We start from the raw sequence: 19,904 nt of genomic DNA, 5'->3' as shown, positions 1-19,904 counted from the left end.
GTCCTGCTCTCGTCAAAGTCCAGTAACGGCTATTCTATAGCTTAATATTGAATTCTCTTACTTCGTCAGCATCATCATGATCTCATTACTTCTCTCTACAAATGCAGTCATTTCGTCTGGATTCAGTGGCTTGTGTGCCAGCATTGCAAGATCATACAACTGCTTGCAGATGATAGATACGTTTTCATTTTCTTTGTTATCTACCACGTATTTTACCAGTGGATGGTTTGCATTCAGTATCAGGGTCGTATCTCCGCCCATATCCATGCCGCTCATACCGTACATCTTCATCATTTCCTGCATACGGCGATTCTGCTCAGACAGGGTAATCATAGAAGCAACTTTATCATCTTTTAATTTCTCAATCTTGACATCCAACTTATCGTTTCCAAGTTCTTTGCGGAAGATTTCAATCAGGCTGTCAGAAATTGTCTTAAATGATTCCTTATCTTCTTCAGCCACTTCTTCCTTAATATGTTCTGTCACATCGGCGTCAATTCTCTGGAAGCGAATCTTTGGATTGCGCTGTTCTAACTGTGTAATAAATGGAGAGTCGATGTTATGTCCTAAGATAACTGCATCCTGGCCCTGCTTACGGAACATATTGATATACTGGCTCTGCTGAATCTCATCCGTTACATAGTAGATGGTAGTCTTAATCTCTTCTACGTTATTTTCATCTGTATTCTCAGCACTGTCAGCATCCTCTTTCTTGTCATTTGGTTCAACGACTTCTCCGCCATTTTCTTCAATGCAGTCTTTTAATGTCAGGTACTTTCCATCAATGTTCTTAAAGAGAACGGCATCCTTCATCTTGTCACAGAATTTTTCATCTTTTAAGCAACCAAACTTGATAAATGGACTGATGTCATCCCAGTATTTTTCATACTCATCTCTCTTGGTCTTGCACATGCCAGAAAGCTTATCTGCAACCTTTTTGGAAATGTAATCTGCAATCTTATTAACAAATCCATCGTTCTGTAATGCACTACGTGATACATTCAATGGCAGATCCGGGCAATCAATGACTCCCTTCAATACCATGAGGAATTCAGGGATAACTTCCTTAATATTATCTGCAATAAATACCTGATTGTTATATAACTTGATCGTTCCTTCGATAGAATCATACTCTGTGTTGATTCTTGGGAAGTACAGGATTCCCTTTAAGTTAAACGGATAATCCATATTCAAGTGAATCCAGAACAGAGGCTCTTTATAATCCATGAATACCTTACGGTAGAATTCCTGATACTCCTCATCAGTACATTCGTTTGGATGTTTTGTCCAAAGTGGATGAATATCATTCAAAGGAACCGGGCGTTTCTGAATCTTAACTTTCTCTTTTGCCGCTTCAACCTCTACCATTTCTTTTTCGCCATCTTCATTTTCCTTCTCTTCCATCTTGGCATCTTCATGGATGTGTTCAATGACAACATCGTCTTCTTTCAGATCTGCCTCATCGATGGTCTCATATTCCGGCTCAGCATTCTCTTTTGCCAGGAAGATCTCTACCGGCATGAAAGAACAGTATTTCTCAATGACTTCTCTCATACGATATTCATTCGCGAATTCCAGACTGTCTTCATTCAGATACAATGTCATCGTTGAACCTACAGTTTCTTTATTCCCGTCTTCCATCTCATACTCTGTACCGCCGTTACTTACCCAGTGTACCGGAGCCGCACCTTCTTTATAAGAAAGAGTATCAATATGGACTTCATCTGCTACCATGAATGCGGAATAGAATCCAAGTCCGAAGTGACCGATCATATCATCTTCGGTTGTCTTGTCTTTGTATTTCTCCAGAAACTCTGTTGCTCCGGAAAATGCAATCTGCGTGATATATTCTTCCACTTCTTCTGCAGTCATACCAAGACCATTATCTGAGAATTTCAGGGTCTTTTCTTCCGGGTTTACTTCTACCTGAATGGATGGTTTATAATCATCCGGCAGTTGGTATTCACCCATCATATCTAATTTTTTCAGCTTAGTGATCGCATCACATCCATTAGATACCATCTCACGGACAAAAATGTCATGATCTGAATAAACCCATTTCTTGATAATTGGGAATATGTTCTCACTACTGATTGATAAACTTCCTTTTTTTGCTTCCATCTTCACCACTCCTGTTATTATTTTAGATTATTTTCTATATATTTTTGAAACAGGGAATACCCCGTTTGTTTTGCTCAAAAGATATGATAATACCGATAAATTTAAATGTCAATAGAAAATTAGCACTCTTTCAAAAAGAGTGCTAACAATTCTGTTAAAATTATAAACTTTTTATAAACATTCCTGTCGAAGTCCAATGCATTAGTTGTTCCATCTTTATGCGGACTTCCGCACAGTACTAATACTTTCATTGATATTCCTCTAGAAAAATGATTTCTACCACTCGATTGTTTCTACCGATACCGGATGTTCATTTATCACCACATCGGATACTTTTCCATTCTTAATCTTAATGACCCGGTCTGCCATCGGTGCGATTGCCTGATTATGCGTAATCAGAATAACCGTCATCCCTTTCTCTCTGCAGGTATCCTGCAGAAGTTTCAAAATGGATTTTCCCGTATTATAATCCAATGCTCCTGTCGGCTCATCACACAACAACAGCTTCGGATTCTTTGCCAGTGCACGGGCTATAGACACTCTCTGCTGTTCCCCTCCAGACAGTTGTGCCGGGAAGTTATCAAGCCTTTCGCCCAGCCCCACTTCTCTTAATACTTCTGCCGCGTCCATGGGATCCTTACAGATCTGAAGTGCTAATTCTACATTTTCCAATGCCGTCAGATTCGGAATCAGATTATAAAACTGAAAAACGAAACCAATGTCATCCCGCCGGTATGCCGTCAACTGCCTCTGGGAATATCTGGCAATATCCTCTCCATCCACCATAACCTTCCCCGATGTCGCTGTATCCATTCCTCCAAGGATATTTAAGACTGTCGTCTTACCGGCACCGCTGGGTCCGACAACAACCGCGAATTCCCCTCGTTCTATCTGAAAATCGATTCCGGCTGCCGCCATAATCTCAACTTCTCCCATCTTATATATCTTTTTTACATTCTCTAATGAGACAAATTCACCCATACCATACCTCCGAAAATGAATTATTGTATTTATTATATCACGTACAATAAGGAAAGAAAAATGTTGATTTATAAAACAATTCTTAAAGAAATCTAAAAATTAGAGTAAAAAAATAACTCATAGCTGTTTTGCCATGAGTCATTTTATCATACAATATCTTATTCTATTCTTTTCCATCAAAGCAATAGGTGCATACTTTACATGGTTCAATTCCGATAGATGCTAGCAAGTCGTCCAGTCGGTGATATCGAAGTGTTGTAAAATTCTGCTGCTTGCGGATATCTTCAATCATCTGTGCATATTTGCAGCTGCACGGATTGGAGTATTCTTCTAATACTTCCTTAGGGACATCTTCCCCTTCCCGTTTCTTGATCATCTGTCTGGCGATCAGTTCCATCTCTGATTTGGAACGGGAAAAGTTCAGATACTTACAGCCGTACATGATCGGCGGACATGCCGGACGGACATGTACCTCTTTAGCTCCACTCTGATACAAGAATTCCGTCGTCTCTCTCAACTGTGTTCCACGTACAATGGAGTCATCAATCAATAAAAGCTTCTTATTCTCAATCAATGCATGAACCGGAATCAGTTTCATACGCGCGATCAGATTACGCTGGCTCTGATTCGTCGGCATAAATGATCTTGGCCAGGTAGGCGTGTATTTGATAAATGGTCTTGCATACGGAATCCCCGATTCATTGGCATATCCAATTGCATGGGCGATACCAGAATCCGGAACTCCTGCCACAATATCCGGATGCACGGAATCTCCATCTCTTTTTGCCAGCATGCTTCCGCATTTGTAACGCATCTCTTCTACATTGACACCTTCATAAGATGAAGTCGGATAGCCATAATATACCCACAGGAATGAACAGATCTTCATCTCTTTCTGTGGTTCACTTAATACTTCAACACCTTCCGGTGTAATATAAACAATTTCTGCAGGTCCCAGTTCTTTATAGTCTGTATATCCAAGATTGATATACGCATGACTTTCAAAAGATACACAATAAGCATCGTCCTTATGACCGATCACCAGCGGAGTCCGCCCATAACGGTCTCTGGCCGCATAGATTCCATCCTTTGTCATAACCAACATCGTCATAGAACCGTCTACCAGCTCCTGAACATATTTGATTCCTTCTAAGATAGAATCTTTTTCACAGATCAATGCTGCCATCAATTCTGTGACATTGATCTGTCCATTCGTCATCTCCTGGAAGTGAGAATTTGCACTTTCATACAAACGATTCAATAATTCATCATAATTATTCACTTTTCCTACCGTTGTAATTGCAAAACTTCCAAGTTTTGAACGAATCAATAATGGCTGTGGTTCAAAATCTGAGATACAGCCAATTCCAAGATGTCCTTTCATCTCGCTGACATCTCGGTCAAACTTTGTACGAAACGGGGAGTTCTCAATATTATGAATGGCACGGTTAAAACCTTCTTCCCCATAAGTTGCCATTCCTCCTCGTCTTGTTCCAAGATGTGAATGATAATCTACTCCATAAAAAAGCTCCAGAACACAGTCCCTTTTTGATGCTACACCAAAAAATCCTCCCATATGACCTCTCCTTTTCTGAATATGTATTTTGTCAACAACATCGGTGTACTGACATCTCTGTACACCGATGGTATTTCTCTCCGGTACAATTGTAACACAGGCAGATAGCCTTGTCTAATATTAACTTAACATCTCTTTTAACTTCTGATTTACCATTCCGGGATTGGCCTTTCCTTTCATGGCCTTCATAGTCTGTCCGACAAGAGCTCCAAGAGCCTTTTCTTTGCCGCCTTTATAATCAGCTACTGCCTGCGGATTATCTGCAATGACTTTTTCCAGAACTTCCTGCAGAGCACCCTCATCATTGACAGTCTTCAGTCCATGTTCCTCTACATATTTCTCCGGATCAATGTCTTCTGCAAATATCTTTTCGAACACATCTTTTGCGACAGAACTATTAATGGTTCCTGCTTCTGTCAGCTCAATCAGTTTTGCAAGATTTTCCGGTGAGAATCGAATATCTTCCGGCTCCATATCGTTATCTTTCAATAGACGTAAAGTCTCCACCATCAGCCAGTTCGATACCTTCTTCGGTTTCTTGCATATGGCAGTTGTTGCTTCAAAGATATCTGCCATATGCTTTGAGCCGGTAATGATCTCAGCGTCATACTGTGGAATATCGAATTCTTTCTTGTATCTTTCCAGTTTTTCCGTACGGAATTCCGGCTGCTGGGATCTAATCTTCTCAATCCACTCATCGCTGATCACGATCGGCACCAGATCGGGTTCTGGAAAATAACGATAATCCTGCGCATCCTCTTTGGAGCGCATTGCATGTGAAGATTCCTTATTATCATCCCACCTTCTGGTCTCCTGCACCACCTCTTTGCCGTCTTCCAGAAGTTCAATCTGACGTTCCCGCTCTCCTTCGATAGCTCTTGCTATGGCCTTGAATGAATTCAGATTCTTCATCTCCGTTCTGGTTCCGAACTTTTCTGTTCCGACTTCTCTGACAGACAAGTTCACATCCGCTCTCATGGAACCTTCCTGCAATTTGCAATCGGATGCTCCCAGATACTGGATAATCATACGCAATTTTTCCAGATAAGCAATGACTTCATCTGCAGAACGCATATCTGGCTCTGATACGATCTCTACCAACGGAACACCACTTCGGTTATAATCTACCAGAGAAGTGTCATCCCATTCATCATGGATCAGTTTTCCGGCATCCTCTTCCATATGCATCTCATGGATGCGGACTTTCTTCTTCGTATCTCCCACTTCTATCTCAACATAACCATTTCTTGCAATCGGAAGATACAACTGAGAAATCTGATAATTCTGTGGGTTATCAGGATAAAAGTAATTCTTACGGTCGAATTTACATACCTTTGTAATGTCACAATTAGTTGCCAGACCAATAGCCATTGCATACTCTACAACCTGCTTATTCAAAACAGGAAGAGATCCTGGCATACCGGTACATACCGGACAGGTATGGGTATTCGGCGCACCTCCGAACTCTGTGCTGCAGGAGCAGAAGATCTTGGTCTTGGTTGCAAGTTCTACGTGGACTTCCAGTCCGATGACTGTCTCATACTGTTTTGCCATAATTATCTGCCTCCTTTCACAAGTTCTGGTCTCTCATAAGTTCTGGTCTGTTCCAGTGTATATGCTGCGCGGATAATCTTATTTTCCTCAAAACAATCTCCAATAATCTGCATTCCTATCGGAAGTCCCTTGGAATCTGTTCCTACCGGGAGACTGATTCCCGGAAGGCCTGCAAGATTAACGGAAATCGTATAGATATCGCCCAGATACATTTTCAACGGATCACTTAAGCTCTTACCAAGCTCTGGAGCTGTCGTCGGCGCTGCCGGTGCAATGATGACATCATATTTTGAAAATGCTTTGTCAAATTCCTGCTTGATCAACGCTTTTGTCCTTAATGCTTTCAGATAATATGCATCATAATAACCAGAGCTTAACACGAATGATCCAAGCATGATCCTACGTTTTACTTCTGGGCCGAACCCTTCGGAACGTGTTTTTTTGTACATATTATGAAGTCCTTCATATTCCTCGGTACGGTATCCGTACTTTACGCCATCAAAACGTGACAGATTAGAGCTTGCTTCTGCAGATGCAATGACATAATATGCCGGGATTGCATATTGAACAAGGTTCAGATCAAATTCCTCTACAATGGCTCCCTTTTCTTCCAGTACTTTCACAGCATCCAGAATCTTTTCTTTTACTTCGGGATCTAGTCCTTCTCCAAAATAATCTTTTGGAATACCAATCTTCATACCTTTTACATCTTCTACCAGTGCACTGGTAAAATCATATTTTTCCCTTGCAATCGAAGTACTGTCTTTTGGATCATGAGATGCGATAGCTTCCAGAATCGTTGCGCAATCCGTTACATCTCTGGCAATTGGTCCAATCTGATCCAGAGAAGAACCATAAGCGATCAGTCCATATCGGGATACCGTTCCATAAGTTGGCTTTATTCCGACAACTCCACAGAAAGAGCTGGGCTGACGAATCGAACCACCCGTATCAGACCCTAATGCATACGGACATTCTTCTGCTGCCACTGCTGCACAGGAACCACCGGACGAGCCTCCCGGAACATGTTTAAGATTCCATGGATTCTTTGTCTCTCCATAATAAGAAGTCTCGGTAGTACTTCCCATGGCGAATTCATCCATGTTCGTCTTTCCAATAATTACAGCTCCTGCCTTCTCAAGATTTCTCACTGCTTCCGCAGTAAATGTCGGTTTAAAATTACCTAAGATCTTAGAACTGCAAGTCGTCAGCATATCTTTTGTGCACATGTTATCTTTAATAGCAACCGGGACACCAGCCAGTGGACCTGTCAATGTTCCGTCATCAATTAACTTCTGTACTTCTTCGGCACGTTCGAGCGCACCTTCTCGGTCAATCGTCACAAAACTGTGGACATCTTTTTCTACTTTTTCAATCTGTTCGATAGAAGCCTTCACAGCATCCACAACAGATATTTCTTTTGCTTTTATCTTTTTTCCTAATTCTACGGCTGTCAAACTTGTAATATCCATTTTGCTGTTTTCCTCCTATCCAATAGTTTTCGGTACTTTAAAGCTGTTGTCTTTCTTAAGTGGTGCATTGGCAAGAGTATCGATACTGCCATCGCCATTTTCTACAACATCCTCTCGAAATACATTATTGACCGGAAATACATGAGACATTGGTTCTATCCCCTCTGTATCCAGTTCATTCAATGTATCAATATAATCCAACATCTTTTCCATATCAGCCTTGGCATCTTCTTTTTCCTGACCAGACAATTCTAACTTTGCCAAAATGCCAACATATTCTATTGTCTCATCTGATATTTTATTTGCCATAATTCTCCTCCTTAATATCTCGTATAGAAGCCAAGATAATCTGTCGATTCTATCGTCTCGCTCGGGGTCATTATAAGTCTCATACCTTCTTCACAGGTAATCTGGGTGTTTTCTGGAATTACCATGTACTTATACTCTTTACCATCTGACTGATCCTCACCAAGATAGATGCTTTCATAACTATATTCATTTCCATCTTCGGCATAGATTACAAGATTAATCGCACCTGTCCCTTCCAGAAGTTCCAGATCGTATATTCCCGCAGCAAAATCCACACCTGCCGTCCGGGTTCCACTATCTGTGATTTCGTAGGAATCTATGACTGGATTTGCAATTCCATTTACAGAGAGCGGCTGTGCATTTTCCGTTTTCAGTGTCACGCTGGTTTCAGATGATATGGTCAGGATTGCATGATCGAACAACCTAAGATCATCCAGATAATTCTCTTCATCCTGTCCCGCATACTCATATAGATATATTCCATTTTCATAATCAGACACTTGAATCGCATCAAAATCGTACTGAACAACTGCTTCATAATCACCGGCCGGGATATGAAGACCTACTATATAAGTCCCTGAAGGCAGTTCATATTCTGCCTCATCCCCAGACTCAGGATTTTCCTTATCCAGGCTTGCATATGGATCATATTCATAGTCAGTATAATAAGAGTCATCGGAATCAAAAAGCACTGTCTGCATAAGATAACTTACAACACTGAAGATAATCATCCCCGCAATGATTATCAGCATTGCAAAAGCGATAATTCTGGGCCGCTTTGACTTCTTCTTTTTCTGAACCTTCTGGGCCTGTCGATCCTGTGTATTCTTCTTAACATAAGAAGGCTTCTTCTCATCTTCATGGACATGTGTCATCGGCATGTTATCACAGCTGCTTTGATTGACATGATAGTTTTTTTCTGATTTGTTATTATCCAGTCCACACTCCGTACAGATTCCTCTTCTGTCTAACTTTCCCCCACATAACGTACATTTTCTTCCAAACATATACTTTCCTCTCTTGAATACCTGGCCCCTTTTTCTTTTATCCTATTAAAATACTATGGTTCCAGTCTGCTTAAATCTCGTGGAAACAATGTGGTCTCTCTTACATTGTCTTCCCCGATCAGTTTCATTGTCAGACGTTCCAGCCCGATTCCGATTCCACCATGTGGCGGCATTCCATGCTTGAATGTTGCAAGATACTGTTCTATTCCCTCCTGAGACATTCCCCTTGCCTCAATCTTATCTGTCAGCATCTTGTAATCGTGAATACGCTGTCCGCCGGTCGTAATCTCCATACCACGGAACAAAAGGTCAAAACTCAGAGTATATCTGGTATCCTCTGGATCATCCATTGCATAGAACGGACGTTTCTTTGACGGATAATGAGTCACAAATACAAAATCACTGCCCCATTCTTCTTTCGCATACTGACTGATCAATTGTTCCTCTTCCGGTTCCAGATCAAATGGATTTCTCATCTTGTGCTGATACTTCTTAGCAACTTTTTCTTTGATTTCGCTGAAACGAACCGCCGGAATCTTGTCAACTTTTGGAAGCGTAACGCCTAATATTTTCAATTCCTTTGCATATTCTTTTTCTAACAATTCCATAGCATATTGAAGATATCCAGTCTCCATCGCCATAATATCTTCAAATCCGTCAATATACCCCATCTCAAAATCGAGACTGGTATATTCATTCAGATGGCGCTTGGTATTATGTTTCTCAGCACGGAATACAGGAGCCGTCTCGAACACTCTGTCAAACACTCCTACCATCATCTGTTTATAGAACTGTGGGCTCTGGGCAAGTACTGCCGGTCTATGAAAATATTCCAGTTTAAAGATGTTGGCACCGCCTTCTGCACCTTTTGCTCCAATCTTTGGTGTATGAATCTCTGTAAATCCCTGACTATACAAGAAATCTCTAAATGCTCTGGTAAGTCCCTCCTGAATTCTGAATTTGGCACGTTCTCTGACATTACGAAGTGCTATCGAACGATAGTTAAGTTTTGCTTCCAGAGAAGTATTCAGTTTCCATTTAGAAATAGCCAAAGGCATCATCTCATCAACAGGTTCACTCAAGATACGAAGCGTCTCCATACGAATCTCAATTCCATTCGGAGCCTTTTCATTCTCTTCCAACACACCTTCTACTTCTATCGTTGCTGCTTCTTTGATATCTTTCAAATCAAATTTGGCAATTCCTTCTTCATACACTCCCTGAAGAAGTCCTTCTCTTTTTCTCAGAACTACAAAAGCCACTGTGCCCATATCACGAATTGTATGAACCGCACCTTTAACTTTTACTTTCTGTCCAGGTTTTACCTGTTCTAGCAATTCACTGATTTCTAGCGTTTCTTTTGGTTTTACTCCTGTTAAATAATCCATGCTTTTTTCCTCCTTTTCTTCCCGGGACGAACAGCCGATAAATATCAAAAAAACGTCCCGGAATACATACGTATTCCGGGACGGATATCATCTTCGCTATCCGCGGTACCACCCGCATTGAACCTGTATCAGGTTCCTCTCTTACGCGTAACGTGCGCCAACGTACTGACCTACTTAAGTTCAACCAGTCTGCTCCAGAGTGTTCCCTATCGTTCTTATTCCTCAAGGGGCGCTCTCAGTCGGTGACGCCTCATTCCTGTCAAGTTCCAAAGAACAGAGTCTCTTTCAACGCTTTACTTTAATAAATTAAAATTTGTTATATATGTTATCACATGTATTTTCTGATTGCAAGCAAAAAATCATACTTGCACATTTTTTACTGAAAGATATAATGAAATAGAGAGAATATCAAGGAATGAGGGTTATCACCGTGTTAAAAACATTAATAAAACATATTTCAAAATATTATAAAGACACCTTTTTGCTTGCAGTTGCCGGTCTGGTCATTGGAATTCTGGTAGGTATTATTGATGCTGCTTTTGGAACCATTCTTTTTAAATGTACCGCCATCAGAGAACGATACTTCTGGTATCTTCTTCCATTTCTGCCAGCCACAGGGGCCTTTATCTGTCTGATCTATAAGCGCTTTGGGAAAAATGCCAACAAAGGAATGAAGCTGGTCTTTGAAGTCGGTTTTGGTCATAAAGTAGGTCTTCCGATACGGATGGTTCCACTGTCAATGATTGCCACCTGGTTAACTCATCTGTTCGGCGGAAGTGCCGGAAGAGAAGGCGTTGCGGTACAGATCGGAGCTGCTGTCTCTAATAATGTCGGTCGCCTGATTGATAAAGTAACTAATATAAAGGACAGTCAGAAAATGTTCCTGATCACGGGTATGGCTGCTGGATTTGCAGGACTATTCTGCACTCCACTTGCCGCCATCTTTTTTGCATTGGAAGTCCTCGTCGCCGGAAAGCTGGAATATCACGCACTGATTCCGGCAACGGTTGCCTCTTTAAGTGCTGCCTATACTTCCCGTGCATTGGGACTTCGCAAATTCTACATCAATATTTTAGACACATTGAACATCCATCCTTCAAATTATGATATTGTTTTACTTCTAAAAATCGCCCTTATGGGACTGATCTTTGGTGCTGTTGGATCTCTGTTTGCCTTGCTTCTGCGTTATATGCGATTGAAATTAATGTTTGCTTTTTCTTCTCCATTGAAGAAAGCCATCATCATGGGCATTATTCTTGCCGTCTTAATGGCACTTCTTCATCAGGGAAGATATTGCGGTACAGGATCTAATCTAACTGCTCTCTGTTTTGGTGGAGATGAAAATGTCATATATTTTTACGACTGGCTTTTGAAGATGCTGCTCACAATTCTGACATTATCTTCTGGATTTATGGGCGGAGAGGTTGCTCCACTTTTTTCCATCGGTTCCTGCCTCGGTTATGTGATTGCTCCAATGCTTGGATTAGATCCGATGTTTGGTGCTGCACTGGGATTTGCTGCTGTCTTCAGCAGTGGAACCAATACATTGTTAGCCGCAATTTTGGTAGGCGTAGAAAGCTTCGGCTATTCTATGCTTCCATTTTTCTCAGTCGTATGCTTTATTTCATTTATCTTTAACTTTAATAATTCCATTTTCACGTCACAAAAAAGTATCTTCAAGCAATATGGGGACGGGGGTTTTTGAAAAATCCCCGTCCCATTTTACTTTTCTTCAACTGTAATCATATTTTTCACAATATCTTTATTCACCTGATATACCATTTTGGAATCCTTTGCCATAATATAACGATATGTACCAGATTCCTCTACATTCCCAATATATACAGTAAATGTTTCTTCTTTTTCTGTTGAAGAGTCCTGATAAGTTGCAACTGCCGTAATCCTGTTTTCTTCGTCCAGACCGTATTGTAGAAGCTTTTCTTCTGTTACGTGGTAATCTACACATTCTGTCAGAGACAAGGTCCCGAATCCACCTGCCAGCTCTCCTAACTCTCCTTCTTCTTCATATGTATCGGTCATTCCATCTTCTGTAACTTCTACTTTTTTCAGATTACCGCTTCCAATAGACGGAACTGAATCGTTCTCTACGAGTCCAGACAGATCAAATTGAAGGCTGGTTACCAAATCACTGGTAATCGTATACACTTTCTTTGTATCATTAATAGTCACATAATAATTTTCACCAGTAGTATTTCCAATGTACAGAATGCTTTCTTCTTCGTCTTCTGTGGTATAACGAATGGTATATGCCGGCTCCTCCAATCCATAATCCGCAAGATCATCTGGGTTGTCTAACTCTCGAACGGCTGACAGATTCTCCACTTTCGATACAATATCCTCTACTGTGGTCTGATTCATCGGAATCTCTTGATCTGCTTCATAATACCATATTCCATCTTCTTTTTTGAAGGCCATAGTATCTGTCCCATCTGTATAAGACAATCCCAACAATTTCACTTCCTCGGTGACAGCAATCTTTTCTTCCTCTTCCCTGGAATTCTTCTGATTCCAGAAGCGAAGACCAATATACAAGATTGCTAAAACCACAAGAATTCCTACTAATATTAACATACTTTTTTTCTGCTTCATGAATCTTTCCTTTCCTATGCTATGCTTTTCTTCTCTTCCACCAACGCACGAATCCAAACACCAATATAATGAGTGGAATTCCAAAAATCACAAGCAGGCTTATAATTCCGGCATGCTGCATGGTATTATAAGTTACTTCCAGACTCTTTGGCTCAATTGCCACATTCTGCACATCATCAAAATTAGCAGACAATGCATTCATGAATAAATCTAGGTTCTCCAATGTCGAAAAGCTATCTGTAATCTGAGCATCGATCATACTGTCAGCAGAGATTACTGTAAGACGGCTCTCAATATCTTTTTCCTTGTTCGTCTCTTCACTGTCTTCTTCATCCTCTGCTCCGACACTTTCAACAGCGACAGCTCCCAACGTATATGTTCCCTGCTTTTCTTCATCTTCGGTGACAGCATAAGCCTCAGAAGATGTAGTCATGAATGATGTCACAGTGATTGTCTCTCTTGCAGGATCTGTCACATGAAATCCATGTGCATTTACCAAAAGTACCATTCCAGAAGACATTCCTTTCATCATTTCTTCTGATCCATTGATCTGAGGGAAAATATAGTAATAATTTCCCTGATAACATCTCTGCATATCAGCAATATAGCCATCCTCACACTCCATGCCATATTCTTCAAGAAGTGTATCAAGATTCGGAGTCGCATCATCTGTCTCTCCCAGCATTAGGAACACATCTCCACCTTTTGACATGTAATTTTCAATCAACGTCTTTTCATCTTCTGTGATATCTTTCATTGGAGCATATAGAAACAACAAATCACAATCCTCTGGTATCTCACCTTGCATCATCAGATTCAACTCTTCTTCTGCCATGTTATTCTTTCCCAGCAGATCTGATACTGATGTAGAGAATGTATTCTCTCCATGTCCTGTCGTATAATATATTTTTTTTATCGTATCACTGGTCACATAATTGACAGCACTGGTAAGCTGTCCTTCTCCGTCAAATTCAGTCGCAGAAACACTGCCCGTCATATAATAGGAATACTCATCATACACTAAAATGTCCCCAAAGGAAACGGAAGTACTTTTCCCTGTCTTTTCGCTGGTAATCAAGATCGTATCTGAATCCACATTGTTTTCTGTAAGTTCAGAAGGATGCAATACCGGATCAATCCATTCCACTTCAATATTGTCAGATAATTCAGCATATTTCTTAAGAAACGTTTTTATACGTTCATCTGTGGAATCTTTCTCTGCAAATACCTGAAAGGAAATTTTCTGGTCCAATTTTTTCAGCAAATCTTTTGTTGTATCTGAAATCTCATATATCTTATTGTCGCTGACATCAATACTGCGAATACTTTCTGGCAGCTGTCCGGCTATTAGATTTATTACAACTGTAATCGCAATCACCAGTGCAATCATGCCAACACTGTAACTTCCATTCCTGGAAGTCCCACTTCTAAAAATCTTCTTTATTTTTTCCAGCATAATTTCCTCCTAACTCCAACGTCTTTTCTGTATCATCTGCATGGTAAAGAAAAGGAATACTGCAATGAGCGTCAGATATAATATTACTCCGCTTACATCCAGAAGATGATTAGATGCCACACTATTAAATACATTCGTAAGATCTGCTTTTCCCAGTATCTCAGACAACAGGCTCTCGAACAGGGTCGACTTTATCATATAGGTAATCACACATCCGACCATTGCAGCCAGTTCCAACGCTACACTGATCACCCAGTTTTTCGTCATCTGCCATACAGCAAATACCACACAGGACAAAATCACAATGATTCCAAGCATATTTGCCAGCGCAGAGGTCGGAAGGAAATCTAGGATTCCACTCCAAAGGTACAACACCATCAATACTCCAAACGTCCCAATCGCTGCTATGATAACACTCTCCGTCAACGAGGAAATAAACATCCCGATAGCGATATATACACATCCCAATAAAAACAGTAAAAAGACAGAAAGATAATCAATCACAATATACGCTGTCCCTTGTGTCTTAATAATCAGCGGAAAAATCAGATAAATCGCGCATGGAATCGACAGAATAGTTACCATAGCCAGATATTTTCCCATTACAACTTGAAACAAACTAACCGGAGCAGTCAATAGCATCTGATCCGTTTTGTTCTTACGTTCCTCAGCATAGCTTCGCATGGTAAGAATCGGAATTGCAATTAGATAGATAAATATAGTTGCAGACAATACATATGAAAAATACGGGTATCCATAATTCAGGTTATATGCCATAAAATACACTCCGGTAAATGCCACTAAAAATGCGATAAATACATAACCTATCATGGAATGAAAATAGGATTTCAGTTCTCGTCTATAGATTGCCCTCATTGTCTCTTATCCCCTTTCTTAAACTTACTACTGTTTCCTTCTTGTGTCAGTTCAAGGAAAATCTCTTCTAATGAAGATTTATTCAGTTTTAATGTTAAAAGCGGTAATTTTTCTCCGGCAAATGCAAAAAAGAGCTTCTCCCTGATATCTATCTGCCCCTTTACTTCAATCTCCGCAATCAAGGTCTGATGATCCGTCTTTTTATATTTTACTTTTCTTATTTCCGGTATCTTATTCAAAATTCTCTTTACTGCTTCTTCCGTCTCTTTTGCTTCTATCTCAACATGATTCGTCCCACTCATCAAATTTTCCAGATTCTCAGGAGTATCACTCGCTACAAGGTGCCCATTTGCAATAATCAAAATATAATCACACACTTCTCTTACCTCAGCAAGAATATGCGAACTTAAGATCACCGTATGATTCTTAGCGAGTTTACGAATCAGTTCACGAATCTCTATAATTTGCTTTGGATCCAGACCTACCGTAGGTTCATCCAGAATAATAATCTCTGGAAATCCTAAGATAGCCTGTGCCAGCCCTACTCTCTGCTTGTATCCTTTGGATAGATTATTGATCAGACGATCCTTCACAGGCTGCAGTTTCGTAAGTTTCATAACTGCCCCGATCTGTGCTTCTCTCTCTTTCTTCGGTATCTTTTTCAACTCTGCGGCAAATCGAAGATATTCCATTACCGTCATCTCTGTATACAGAGGTGGTATCTCTGGCAGATAGCCAACACACCTTTTAGCCTCTTCAGGCTCTTTCAAAATATCATGCCCGTTAATCAGTACCTGCCCTTCTGTAGCTCCCAAATATCCTGTCATAATGTTCATTGTAGTTGATTTTCCAGCCCCATTTGGTCCAAGAAAGCCATAGATCTGCCCTTTTTTCACTGTAAAATTCAGATGATCCACTGCCAGATGCCTGCCATATCTCTTCGTAAGATTCTTTACTTCTATCAATGTCTCTCCTCCTATCAAACAAAATCTTCTACCAATATAAGGGAATCCCTTGAAAAGTATGTGATGATTTTATGTTTATTCTGTGAATTCCTTCGTCAAAATAATGCTCTTTTTATTGCACTTCCTTTTCAAAAATCCTATAATGATTTTAGATTTATTATTTTTGACATCGGAGATTATGCATAATGGACAACTTAGATAAAACTCGAAATAGATTCATCGATTCTTTAAAACAACTAATGGGAAAAAAGCCACTAGACAAAATAACTGTAAAAGAGATTGTCGAGACCAGTGGCATGACACGCCAAACTTTTTATAGAAATTTTAAAGACAAGTATGATCTGGTCAACTGGCATTTTAGCCAGCTCGCCGATCGTTCTTTTCGTCAGATGGGTTCCGGCTGCACATTAAAAGAAGGGCTTATTAAGAAATTCCAGTTTATTCAAAATGAAAAACGTTTCTTTATTTCCGCCTTTCAATCCCGTGACTACAATTCACTGATGCAATATGACTATGAATGTATTCTGGAATTTTATACCAATATAATTAAAGAAAAAACCGGAAAATCCCCCAATCGTGACATTGTCTTTCTCTTAGAAATGTATTGTCGTGGTTCGATTGATATGACGGTCGAATGGGTGCGAAAAAACATGAATATGGAACCAGAAGAGATTGCCAATCTACTGATTCTCGCACTTCCAAGACCTTTGGAAGAATTATTTTCTGATATTTGTTAAATCTATACGTTACACATTTAGCCACTTGTCACTTTTGTGACAGGTGGCTTTTTCTGTAACTTTTCTTGATTTCAGCACATTGTTATAATTATGACAAAGCAATTATAAAGGAGAGATGCATTATGTCAAACAGGTTTGTTTTAAATGAAACATCCTATCATGGAGCTGGTGCAATCAATGACATTGCAACCGAAGCTAAAACCAGAGGATTCCAAAAAGCTTTTGTATGTTCGGATCCTGATCTCGTAAAATTTGGTGTTACCCAGAAAGTACTGAATGTATTAGATCAAAATGATCTCGAATATATACTCTATTCCAACATCAAGCCAAATCCAACCATCGAAAATGTTCAGACAGGTGTGGAAGCTTTCAAAAGATCTAATGCAGATTATATTATCGCTATTGGCGGTGGTTCCTCCATGGATACTGCAAAAGCAGTCGGCATTATCATTGCGAACCCAGAGCATGAAGATGTGAGAAGTCTGGAAGGTGCCGTTAATACACCCAATAAATCTATTCCAATTATTGCAGTTCCTACTACAGCTGGAACTGCTGCCGAAGTCACTATTAACTATGTTATTACAGATGTTGAAAAAAGCAGAAAATTCGTGTGTGTTGACCCACATGATATCCCTGTAATTGCAATTATTGATCCAGATATGATGTCTAGTATGCCAAAAGGACTGACTGCTGCAACTGGTATGGATGCTCTGACACACGCCATCGAAGGATACATTACTGCTGGCGCATGGGAATTATCCGATATGTTCCACATCAAGGCTATTGAAATCATCTCCCGCTCTTTGAGAGGTGCTGTTGCAAATACTCCGGAAGGACGTGCTGATATGGCTCTGGGACAGTATGTTGCCGGTATGGGCTTCTCCAACGTAGGTCTTGGAATTGTTCATTCCATGGCTCATACACTTGGCGCAAAATATGATACTCCACATGGAATTGCAAACGCAATTTTGCTTCCAACCGTTATGGAATACAATGCAGAAGCAACTGGAACTAAATATAGAGATATCGCAATCGCTATGGGTGTTGAAGGTGTCGAAAATATGTCTCAGGAAGAATACAGAAAAGCTGCCGTCGATGCAGTTAAGAAACTGGCCGAAGACGTCGGAATTCCAAAAGATCTAAAAGACATTGTAAAAGAAGAAGATATTCCATTCCTGGCGGCATCCGCATATGCAGATGCCTGCCGCCCAGGTAATCCAAAAGAGACTTCCGTGGAAGATATCGCTGCCCTGTTCCGGTCTTTGTTATAGGATTTTGATGGGGATGTTTGAATAAGTAGAATGGGTACGGGGCGAGGAAGGAGATACTATCTCACTTTTCTTCGTCCCCAATACCATTACAATTCCGCAACAAATCGCAGGAATGCCTCTCTTCCTTCTGGTGTGCATTTGTATACGCCTGCGTCTTCGAGTACGTGGGTGAATGTAATTCCCACTTCTTTTTTCAGGATGTCCATTACATTTTCTTCTGTAATATGATCGTATTTTGGAAGGAATTGTTCTGCCCACTCGGCATGCTTTTCAATCTTTTCATTGCTTCTGATATCTTTTTTATTCACAAGATAATCTGCTAAGATTTCCAATTCTTCTTTTAATCTGGCTGGCAATACTGCAAGACCCATAACCTCGATCAAACCGATATTTTCTTTTTTAATGTTATGATATTGTGCATGTGGATGGTAGACTCCAAGGGGATGTTCTTTGGTTGTAATGTTGTTTCTCAGAGTCAGATCCAGTTCATAGACATTTCCGACCTTTCTTGCGATCGGTGTGATGGTATTGTGTGGTTCTCCATCGGTATTGGCATAGATGAAAGCCGATTCATCTGTATACCCTCTCCATACTGTCAGTACATGGTCTGCCAGCTCAATCAGGCGTTTTTCATCTTTGCTTCTGATTCGAAGAACAGACAAAGGCCATTTTACGATACCGGCCTCTACATCCTCGTATCCTGAAATAGTTACAATTTTCTCAATAGGTGCTTTTGCCATGGCAAAGGTATAATTTCCACCCTGAAAATGGTCATGGCTAAGAATTGAGCCGCCTACGATTGGAAGATCTGCATTCGATCCGAGGAAATAATGTGGAAACTGTTTGATGAAATCAAATAATTTCACAAATGTCGCACGTTCTATTTTCATCGGCACATGCTGTCCGTTAAATACAATGCAATGCTCATTATAATATACATATGGAGAATACTGGAATCCCCATTTGCTGTCATTGACTGTGACCGGGATGATTCTGTGGTTCTCACGGGCCGGGTGATTCAGACGTCCAGCATATCCTTCATTTTCCATACATAACAGGCACTTCGGATAACTGCTTGCTTTTGCATTCTTTGCAGCCGCAATCGCTTTCGGATCTTTTTCCGGTTTTGACAGATTGATCGTAATATCAATCTCCCCATATGGAGAATCTACTTTCCACTTCATATCTTTCTTCACACGATAGCGACGGATATAATCACTGTCCTGACTTAATTTATAAAAATAATCCGTTGCTTCTTTTGGAGAGATTTCATACTTCTTTGCAAATGTATCCTGCACCTGTGCAGGTCTTGGCATCAGGCAATTCATCAATTTTGTATCAAACAGATCCCTGTATCCGATGCTGTCTTCAATCAAGCCACGCGCTACGGCTTCATCCAACAAATCTCTCAATACAGGCTCCAGCTCAATCTCTCCTTCACCAATCTCAACATCTTCATAATTGTCCTCCTGGAATACATCCAGCAAAAGATTGGTAGCATAGATGCGTTCCGCTTCCGGTGTCAGGCCTGTCTGTATTCCATATTCGACCAGTTTTTTGATATTTTCCGATAACATCTTT

The 19,904-nt window shown here is 40.4% G+C and carries 17 protein-coding genes; 3 read left to right on the top strand and 14 right to left on the bottom strand.

From position 1 onward, the window contains the following. Positions 1-57 precede the first annotated feature (57 nt). The 9 genes from htpG to aspS all read right to left on the bottom strand — a co-directional run bounded on the left by htpG (position 58) and on the right by aspS (position 10,408). Positions 58-2,121 (bottom strand): molecular chaperone HtpG, encoded by a 2,064-nt coding sequence (gene htpG, locus ABE613_RS10810; protein WP_235232615.1) that lies wholly within the window; start codon positions 2,119-2,121, stop codon positions 58-60. 119 nt (positions 2,122-2,240) lie between these two features. After that, positions 2,241-2,372: an NAD(P)H-dependent oxidoreductase gene (locus tag ABE613_RS10805; protein ID WP_235232616.1), complete on the bottom strand. Its 132-nt coding sequence runs from the start codon at positions 2,370-2,372 to the stop codon at positions 2,241-2,243. A gap of 25 nt (positions 2,373-2,397) precedes the next feature. Next, positions 2,398-3,102: an ABC transporter ATP-binding protein gene (locus tag ABE613_RS10800; RefSeq protein WP_235232617.1), complete on the bottom strand. Its 705-nt coding sequence runs from the start codon at positions 3,100-3,102 to the stop codon at positions 2,398-2,400. Positions 3,103-3,265: 163 nt separating this feature from the next. After that, on the bottom strand, positions 3,266-4,678 hold the full coding sequence (locus ABE613_RS10795) for an amidophosphoribosyltransferase (RefSeq protein WP_235232618.1): 1,413 nt from the start codon (positions 4,676-4,678) through the stop codon (positions 3,266-3,268). A gap of 120 nt (positions 4,679-4,798) precedes the next feature. Next, positions 4,799-6,232 carry an Asp-tRNA(Asn)/Glu-tRNA(Gln) amidotransferase subunit GatB gene (gatB, locus tag ABE613_RS10790; protein ID WP_235232619.1) on the bottom strand — a complete coding sequence of 478 codons (1,434 nt, stop codon included), beginning with the start codon at positions 6,230-6,232 and terminating at the stop codon, positions 4,799-4,801. A 2-nt stretch (positions 6,233-6,234) separates the two neighbouring features. Continuing rightward, positions 6,235-7,704 (bottom strand): Asp-tRNA(Asn)/Glu-tRNA(Gln) amidotransferase subunit GatA, encoded by a 1,470-nt coding sequence (gene gatA / locus ABE613_RS10785; protein WP_235232620.1) that lies wholly within the window; start codon positions 7,702-7,704, stop codon positions 6,235-6,237. A 15-nt stretch (positions 7,705-7,719) separates the two neighbouring features. Further along, positions 7,720-8,013: an Asp-tRNA(Asn)/Glu-tRNA(Gln) amidotransferase subunit GatC gene (gene gatC / locus ABE613_RS10780; RefSeq protein WP_235232621.1), complete on the bottom strand. Its 294-nt coding sequence runs from the start codon at positions 8,011-8,013 to the stop codon at positions 7,720-7,722. Positions 8,014-8,024: 11 nt separating this feature from the next. Next, the gene (locus ABE613_RS10775; protein ID WP_235232622.1) at positions 8,025-9,020 is read right to left on the bottom strand and encodes a hypothetical protein; all 996 of its coding nucleotides are present in this window, start codon (positions 9,018-9,020) and stop codon (positions 8,025-8,027) included. 53 nt (positions 9,021-9,073) lie between these two features. Next, positions 9,074-10,408, bottom strand: coding sequence for an aspartate--tRNA(Asn) ligase (gene aspS, locus ABE613_RS10770; RefSeq protein WP_347376370.1), 1,335 nt, complete (start codon positions 10,406-10,408; stop codon positions 9,074-9,076). Positions 10,409-10,838: 430 nt separating this feature from the next. Here aspS and ABE613_RS10765 point away from each other — a divergent pair, with 430 nt between their 5' ends. Beyond that, positions 10,839-12,113, top strand: a complete 1,275-nt coding sequence (locus tag ABE613_RS10765; protein WP_235232624.1) for a chloride channel protein — start codon at positions 10,839-10,841, stop codon at positions 12,111-12,113. A gap of 17 nt (positions 12,114-12,130) precedes the next feature. Here ABE613_RS10765 and ABE613_RS10760 read toward each other — a convergent pair whose 3' ends face one another. From ABE613_RS10760 to ABE613_RS10745, 4 genes are read right to left on the bottom strand one after another with little or no spacing between them, the layout of a single operon-like run. Further along, positions 12,131-13,000: a DUF4340 domain-containing protein gene (locus ABE613_RS10760; RefSeq protein ID WP_347376369.1), complete on the bottom strand. Its 870-nt coding sequence runs from the start codon at positions 12,998-13,000 to the stop codon at positions 12,131-12,133. Between the two features lie 37 nt (positions 13,001-13,037). After that, entirely contained in the window at positions 13,038-14,474 is a 1,437-nt protein-coding gene (locus ABE613_RS10755) for a DUF7088 domain-containing protein (protein ID WP_347376368.1), read from the bottom strand. Positions 14,475-14,483: 9 nt separating this feature from the next. Next, positions 14,484-15,350 carry an ABC transporter permease gene (locus tag ABE613_RS10750; protein WP_347376367.1) on the bottom strand — a complete coding sequence of 289 codons (867 nt, stop codon included), beginning with the start codon at positions 15,348-15,350 and terminating at the stop codon, positions 14,484-14,486. Further along, positions 15,347-16,315: an ABC transporter ATP-binding protein gene (locus ABE613_RS10745; protein ID WP_235232628.1), complete on the bottom strand. Its 969-nt coding sequence runs from the start codon at positions 16,313-16,315 to the stop codon at positions 15,347-15,349. The genes ABE613_RS10750 and ABE613_RS10745 overlap by 4 nt, the downstream gene beginning before the upstream one ends. A gap of 185 nt (positions 16,316-16,500) precedes the next feature. Here ABE613_RS10745 and ABE613_RS10740 point away from each other — a divergent pair, with 185 nt between their 5' ends. Both ABE613_RS10740 and fucO read left to right on the top strand, forming a co-directional pair. Next, positions 16,501-17,052 carry a TetR/AcrR family transcriptional regulator C-terminal domain-containing protein gene (locus ABE613_RS10740; protein ID WP_235232629.1) on the top strand — a complete coding sequence of 184 codons (552 nt, stop codon included), beginning with the start codon at positions 16,501-16,503 and terminating at the stop codon, positions 17,050-17,052. A 122-nt stretch (positions 17,053-17,174) separates the two neighbouring features. Next, positions 17,175-18,323 carry a lactaldehyde reductase gene (gene fucO, locus ABE613_RS10735; protein ID WP_347376366.1) on the top strand — a complete coding sequence of 383 codons (1,149 nt, stop codon included), beginning with the start codon at positions 17,175-17,177 and terminating at the stop codon, positions 18,321-18,323. An 86-nt stretch (positions 18,324-18,409) separates the two neighbouring features. Here fucO and galT read toward each other — a convergent pair whose 3' ends face one another. Continuing rightward, positions 18,410-19,900: a UDP-glucose--hexose-1-phosphate uridylyltransferase gene (gene galT / locus ABE613_RS10730; RefSeq protein WP_347376365.1), complete on the bottom strand. Its 1,491-nt coding sequence runs from the start codon at positions 19,898-19,900 to the stop codon at positions 18,410-18,412. Between the last annotated feature and the right edge of the window lie 4 nt (positions 19,901-19,904).

This window comes from Dorea chungnamensis, assembly GCF_039832125.1.
In the GTDB taxonomy this organism is placed as follows: Bacteria; Bacillota; Clostridia; order Lachnospirales; family Lachnospiraceae; genus JAFBIX01.
This window is presented reverse-complemented; position numbering and strand designations above follow the sequence as displayed.